General features: G+C 73.4%; 4 protein-coding genes. All 4 read right to left on the bottom strand.

What is annotated here, in order from left to right:
- Window positions 1-3474, bottom strand: a 3474-nt coding sequence (locus ACHBTE_RS33425) for an amino acid adenylation domain-containing protein (protein WP_394729068.1), incomplete at its 3' end; no start/stop codon positions are given.
- A 66-nt stretch (window positions 3475-3540) separates the two neighbouring features.
- Entirely contained in the window at window positions 3541-4563 is a 1023-nt protein-coding gene (sbnB, locus tag ACHBTE_RS33420) for a 2,3-diaminopropionate biosynthesis protein SbnB (RefSeq protein ID WP_394729066.1), read from the bottom strand.
- On the bottom strand, window positions 4557-5570 hold the full coding sequence (gene sbnA / locus ACHBTE_RS33415; protein WP_394729063.1) for a 2,3-diaminopropionate biosynthesis protein SbnA: 1014 nt from the start codon (window positions 5568-5570) through the stop codon (window positions 4557-4559). Before sbnA ends, sbnB begins: the two co-directional genes overlap by 7 nt.
- Window positions 5567-6964 carry a condensation domain-containing protein gene (locus tag ACHBTE_RS33410; protein ID WP_394729061.1) on the bottom strand — a complete coding sequence of 466 codons (1398 nt, stop codon included), beginning with the start codon at window positions 6962-6964 and terminating at the stop codon, window positions 5567-5569. The genes sbnA and ACHBTE_RS33410 overlap by 4 nt, the downstream gene beginning before the upstream one ends.
- Window positions 6965-6966: the final 2 nt, after the last annotated feature.

Here is a 6966-nt window from a genome sequence, read left to right as displayed (position 1 = left end):
CGACGACTCCGCACCCACACCCGCCCCACGCAACGCATGCGCCAAACGATTCGCCCGCACATCCAACTCCGCGAACGACAACGCCGCACCACCCGACTCCACCGCCACCGCACCCGGCCGCAGCGCCACCTGCTCGGCGATCAACCCCGGCACCGAAACCTCACGCACCGACACCCCGGAGTCGTTCCACAGGCGCAGGAGCCGGTGTTCGTGGACGGTGGTGAGGTCGATCGCGGAGAGCGGGGTGCCGGGGGCGTCGACGACGGCCTGGACCAGGCGGACGAAGTGGTCGGCCATGCGCTCCACGGTGGTGTGCTCGAAGAGCGCGGTCGCATACTCGAAGGCACCGGTGAGGGAGCCGTCGGCGTGCCGCCAGACGAACAGCGTCAGGTCGGTCTTGGCCACCTGCCAGGCTCCCTGGAAGGCGTCCATGAGGACACCGTCGGTGGCCACCGAGGTCGCGCCCTCGTCCTGGAGGTCGAAAGCCACCTGGTAGAGGGGGGTGCGGGACAGGTCGCGGACCGGCTGGAGTTCGTCCACCAGCCGTTCGAAGGGCAGTTCCTGGTGGGCGAAGCCGGAGAGCACGGTGTCCTTGGTGCGCTCGAGGAGCTCGGCGAAGGTGGGGTCGCCGGCCAGGTCGCAGCGCAGGACGAGGGAGTTGAGGAAGAAGCCGACGGTGTCCTGGGTCTCCGGGCGCAGTCGGCCGGTCACCGGGCTGCCGACGCCGAAGTCGTCCTGACCGCTGTAGCGGGCCAGCAGCGCGGCGAAGGCGGCGAGCAGGGCGGCGTACGGAGTGGCACCGTGCTGCCGGCCGATGCCGCTGAGGGCGTCCGCGAGACCGGCCGGGACGGAGAACCGGACGCCCTGGCCGTGTCCGTCGCGGTGGGGCGGGCGGGGTCGGTCCGTGTGCAGCTGGAGTTCGGGCATGCCGCGCAGGGCGGACTTCCAGTAGTCGAGTTCGCGGTCCAGGACGGCGTCGTCGGAGCGGGCCGCCTGCCAGGCGGCGTAGTCGGCGTACTGCACGGCGGGGGCGGGCAGTTCGGGGGTACGGCCTTCGCCGGCCGCCGCGCACAGTTCGCGGATCTCCCGCTCCATGACGACCGTGGACCAGCCGTCACTGGCGATGTGGTGGACGGTGACCAGCAGGACGGGGCCGCCGAGCGGGACCCGGACCAGCAGGGCACGCCACAGGGGGCCGTCGGTCAGGTCGAAGCCGCGGCGGAACTGCTCACCGAAGAGCCGCTCCAGGTCGGCCTCGCCGGCGTCCTCCACGCGGAGCTCGACGGGCTGGGCACCGACGACGACCTGGCGGGGTTCCTCGCCCCGGAGGACATAGCGGGTGCGCAGGGCCTCATGGCGCTGCTCCAGGGTGTCGAGGGCGCTGCGGACGGCGGCCTCGGTGGTGCCGGCGGGCAGCCGCAGGAAGAGCGGGGCGACCCATTCGGGGCTGCCGGGGTGCATGCGGTCCAGGAACCACAGGCGGTGCTGGCCGAAGGAGAGGGGCAGCGGTGCGCCGCGGTCCACCGGGACCACCTCGGGCACGGAGGGCCGGGACTCCTCGATGAGGCGGGCCTGCGCCTCGACGGTGGACGCGCCGAACAGGCCGCGCAGCTGGACGTCGTCGCCGGACGCCTTGGTGAGGGCGACGGCGAGGCGGGTCAGGACGAGGGAGGAACCGCCGAGGGCGAAGAAGTCGTCGTGGACGCCGACGTTCTCCACCTGGAGGAGCTGTTCCCACACGTCGGCGACGAGCCGTTCCGCGGGCGTGCGGGGCGCCACAGACGCGGGTGTGTCGCCGGGCGTGGCGGCCTCCGCCGCCGTCGGGTCCGGCAGGGCCAACCGGTCGACCTTGCCGTTGGCGGTCAGCGGGAAGGCGTCCATGGGCACGAACTGGGCGGGGATCATCGGCTCGGGCAGCCGGCGCCGCAGGAAGCTGCGCAGCTCGTCGCGGGGGATGCGGCGGCCGGCGACCAGGTGGGCCACGAGGCGGGTGCCCGTGGCGGTGACGTACGCCCCGACGGTGGCTCCCCGCACCTCGGGGTGGGCGTGCAGGGCGGCCTCCACCTCGGCCGGTTCGATGCGGACGCCGTTGACCTTGACCTGGTGGTCGACGCGGCCCAGGTAGGCGAGGCTGCCGTCGGAACGCCAGCGGGCCAGGTCGCCGGTGCGGTACATGCGGCTGCCGTCGCCGCCGTGCGGGTCGGGCAGGAAGCGTTCGGCGGTCTGCGCCGGGCGGCCGGCGTAGCCGCGGGCGAGGCCGGTGCCCGCGGCGTACACCTCGCCGACGACGCCGATGGGCACGGGGTCGAACTCCTCGTCCAGCACGTAGACGCGCAGTCCGTCGAGGGGACGGCCGATGGGCACGGCCTCCGTGTGGAGCTCCGGGTCGAACTCCTGGGCGGTGACGTCGATGGAGCATTCGGTGGGCCCGTACGTGTTCCACACCGTGGCGCCGGTCGGCTCGCTCAGCCGGCGGCACAGTTCGGCGTCGAGGGCCTCGCCCGCGGAGAACACCATCCGCAGCCCGGTGCACTGGGCCCAGCCGGGTTCCTCGGTGAGCAGCCGCAGCACCGACGGGACGCCCTGGAGGACGGTGACGCGCTGCTCGTCGAGGGTGCGGACCAACAGGGCCGGGTCGGACTCGGCGCCCGGCGGTGCCATCACCACGGTGCCGCCGGCGACGAGCGGCGCGAACAGCTCCAGAGCGGCGGCGTCGAAGGTGAGGACCGTCTTCTGCACCATCCGGTCGTCCGCGCCGAGGCCCTGCCGCGTCACCGTCCAGGACACCCGGTTGGCGATGCCGGCGTGCTCCACCAGCACCCCCTTGGGCAGGCCGGTGGAGCCGGAGGTGTAGGTCAGGTAAGCGGCGCTCGCGGGGTCGGCGGCGGGCGGCTCGGGTGCGGAGTCCTGCTGGGCGTCTAGGGGGTGTTGTGGAAGTCCTGTGCGGTGCCCGCGGTGTTCGGTGCGTGCCCTCGGCGTGCCGGACGGAGGCCCTTGTAGCGGAGCTACTTGGGTCTTTGGCCGGTGCGGCGAGGGTGCGTGCCGGGCGCCGTGGGTGCTGTGCGGGGCTTCCACAACACCCCCTAGGCCGGTCTCCGGGGCGTCCAGAAGCAGTACGGCGGTCTCGTCCAGCCCCTCGGGTGCCGTGCCGCGCGCCGCCAGGACCAGCCGGGCGCCGCTGTCCTTCACCATCCAGGCGGTGCGCTCCGCGGGGTGGGCGGCGTCCAGCGGCACGTAGGCGGCGCCCGCCTTCCATACGCCGAGGAGGACGGCGGGCAGGTCGAGCCGGCGGGGCAGGCCGACCGCCACCCGGTCCTCCGGGGCGACGCCCCGCTCGCGGAGCAGCCGCGCGACGCGGTTCGCGTGCCGGTCCAGCTGCTCGTACGTCATCGTCCCCTGTGCGTCGTCGACCGCGATGGCGTGGGGGGTACGGACGGCTTGACGGGCGATCAGTTCGTGCAGCGGGACAGACATCTCTTCTCCAGAGGTGTTGATCAGGTGCGGGACTGCGGTGCGGGGGGCCCTCGGGCAGGACCGGCCTCAGGGCCAGCGGCCGGGCAGGAAGCCTTCGACGGAGGTGCCGATGCCTCGGGCGCGGGCCTCGTCACGGACGAACCGGGCCAGGGCCAGGTCCAGTACGCCGAGACCGAACGGGGAGAACACCACCGGCCTGCCGTCCTGGGGCAGGGGTGCGGCGGTGCCCCTCAGCAGCGCGCCGATGGAGGCGTGGATGAAGTCCCGGCAGCCGGTGTGCTCCTGCGCGAGGTGCGGTGAGGTCTTCTCGCGGCACACATGGTCCGGATCGTCGACGACGTTGTGGGCGCCGAGGATCGCGGGCACGGTCAGGTCCCGCAGTGATACGTGCAGCACGACGGTGCCGGGCGGGCAGGCGTCGAGGCCGGTGTGCGGGGTGGCGGCGGTGGTCGCGAAGGACACCAGGTCGTGGGCGGCGAGGGCCTCGTCGAGGCTGCCGCAGTGCCGTACCCGGGCGCCGGGCAGCAGCCGGGCGTGGTCGGCGGTGAAGCGGGCGGCGCGCTCGGGGTCCGTGTCGTACACGGCGAGCGAGTCGAGGTGGGGGTGGACGACGGCGAGGAAGCGGAGCACCTCGCGGTTGATGACGCCGGTGCCGACGAGGGTGACGCCGGTGGGCCGGCGCCCGTCGAGCAGGAGCCGGGAGGCGAGCGCGGCGGAGGCGGCGGTGCGCCGGGCGGAGATGAGGGAGCCCTCGATCAGGGCCTCGGGGTGCCCGGTCTCCAGGGAGTTCAGCAGGATCGCGGCGCTGGCGCGCTCGTGTCCGGTCGCGATGTTGCCCGGGAAGGACGAGATCCATTTCATGCCGGCGACCTCACCGCCCGCCGACTCGTCGCCGGCCGCCGCGCCGAGGTAGCCGGGGAGGCCGATGATCCGGTCGCGGGGGCGGTCGGGAAAGCGCAGGAAGACGGAGTGCGGCAGTACGGTGCGCCCCTCGTCGTGGCGTTCGTAGGCCTCGGCGACGAGGTCCACGACCTCCTTCTCATGGCCGGTCAGAAGCCCGGCCACCTGCCCGTGTTCGATGATCAGCATGCGCTCACCGCCATGAAGAGATCGGGTTCCTGCCACAGATGGGAGACCTCTCCGAAGTGGGCGCGCACCCAGTCGTCGGAGTAGATCGAGTCGAGGTACCGGTCGCCCCGGTCGGGGAAGATCAGCACGACGTTGCGGCCGGCCGGGATGCGGGCCGCGAACTTGCCGAGCGCGGCGGTGACCGCGCCGGAGGAGCCGCCGGCGAGGATGGCCTCGCGGTCGGTGAGGGTGCGGCAGCCGATCACGCACTCCAGGTCGGAGACGTGCACCACCTCGTCGGCCAGCGCCGGGTCGAAGAGGGCGGGCCGCACCGCCGCGCCGTGTCCGGGCAGCAGCCGCGGTCCGGACACCCCGCCGAACAGCACGCTGCCCAGCGCGTCCACGCCCACCAGGGTGGTGGGCAGCCGGTGTTCGCGGATGTAGCGGGCGCAGCCGGTGAGGGTGCCGCCGGTTCCGGTGGAGCAGAACAGGTAGTCGACGCGGCCGTCGAGGGCCTCGGCGATCTCCCGCATGGTCCGCTCGTGCGCCAGCGGGTTGCGCGGGTTGGCGTACTGGTTGGGCCAGTAGGCGCCGGGGATGGTCGCGACGAGTTCCCGTACCCGCTTCAGGCGCGTCGGCAGATAGGCCCGCGTCTCGGGGTCGACCTCGGTGACCATGTCGACGGTGACGCGGTAGGCCCGCAGGATGGCCAGGTTCTGCTCGGTGGTCTTCGGGTCGACGACGCAGATGAAGTCGATGCCGAAGTACCGGCAGATCTGCGCCATGCCGATGGCGAGGTTGCCGGAGCTGGACTCCACCACCGTGGACCGGCCCGGCACCAGGTCGCCGCTGCGGATGCGGCCCAGCAGCATGGAGAGCGCGGAGCGGTCCTTGACACTGCCGCCCGGGTTGAACGCCTCCAGCTTGGCGAAGACCCGGGAGCCGAACCGGGGCAGCAGCCCGGTGAGTTCCACCAGGGGCGTGTCGCCGACGCCGTCGAGGATGCCGTGGAGGACGGGAGCGCTCATGAGACGGCGCCGGGGTGGCCGCCGAGGGCGAGCAGGGCCCGCTTGTCGTCGCCGTCGGTGAGCGGGATACGGCCGACGGGACGGTCCGCGTCGTCGACCACGGCGGCGAGGAAGCGTACGTACTGGTCGAACAGCCGCTCCATGGTGGACCGTTCGAACAGCGCCGTGTCATAGCGCAGGGCGATGGTCAGGCCGCAGGCGTCCCGGGTGACCTCAAGCGACACGTCGCACTGGCCCTCCAGGTGCGGGATCTCCAGATAGGTGACGGTGAGACCGCCCACCCGCATCGGCACCCCGGCGGCGGCGACCCCCATGCCGCCGTCGAAGCGTTCGGTGGCGACCATCGTCATGGAGATCCGGTACAGCGGCCCGCCGTCCCCGGCGTCCTGGGCGACCAGCGGGAACGGATAGGTGGCGCGTGCGGTGGCCTGCCTCACCCGGTCCGCGGCGCGCTCGACGACCTCGCCCAGGGTGGCGTTCCTGGTGATCTCGGCGCGTACCAGCACCGGGTTGACGTAGTAGCCGACGACCTCGCGGGCCGCGGAGCGGCGCACGGAAGCCGGGCAGGCGATGAGGAAGTCCCGCATGCCGGTCCAGCGGTTGACCAGCGCCTGGAGCGCGCCGAGCGCCACCGCGAACTGGGAGACCTCGCGGTCGGCCGCGGCGCGCCGGATGCCCTCCGAGAGCGCGTCGGGCAGCCTGCGCACCAGACTCGTGCCCTTGCTCGCCGGTACGGCCGGACGCGGCCGGTCGGTGGGGAGTTCGGCGGCCTGCGAGCCGGCGCACTGCTCCCGCCAGAAGTCGGCCTGGCGGGCGCCGCGCGACGAGTCCAGCAGGGTGCGCTCGGCCGCCACGAAGTGGTCGAAGTCGGTGGCCGGCGGCTCCAGACCGGGGTCCTTGCCCTCGGCGAGGGCCGCGTAGGCGGCGAGCAGGTCGCGCCAGAGCAGCCACTGGGACAGGGCGTCGGTGGCGATGTGGTGGGTGACGACCAGCGCCACGGCGTCCGTCTCGCGCCGCAGCAGCACGGCACGGAAGGGGCCCTCCTCGGTCAGGCGGAACGGCGCGGCGACCTCCGCGTCGACCATCCGGCGCAGTTCCTCGTCCCCGGCGCCGGGCACCTCACGGACCGTCAGGCGCCCGGTGGCGCCGGGCGGCAGGACGCGGCGCCGCGGGCCGTCCTCGGTGTCCGCGTACACCGAGCGGAGCATGGGATGCCGCTCGGTGACCGCGTCGACGGCCCGCCCCAGGATCTCGGGGTCGGGCGCCGGCTCCATGCGGACACCCCCGGCGAGGTGGTAGGTGGAGCTGTCGGGAGCCAGGCTGTGCAGGAGCCACAGTCCTTCCTGGCCCACCGACAGGGGCAGCGCCCCGTTCCCGGGATCCATGTGGGTCATGG

Origin of the sequence: Streptomyces sp. M41, from assembly GCF_043673425.1 — a bacterium.
In the GTDB taxonomy this organism is placed as follows: Bacteria; Actinomycetota; Actinomycetes; order Streptomycetales; family Streptomycetaceae; genus Streptomyces.
This window is presented reverse-complemented; position numbering and strand designations above follow the sequence as displayed.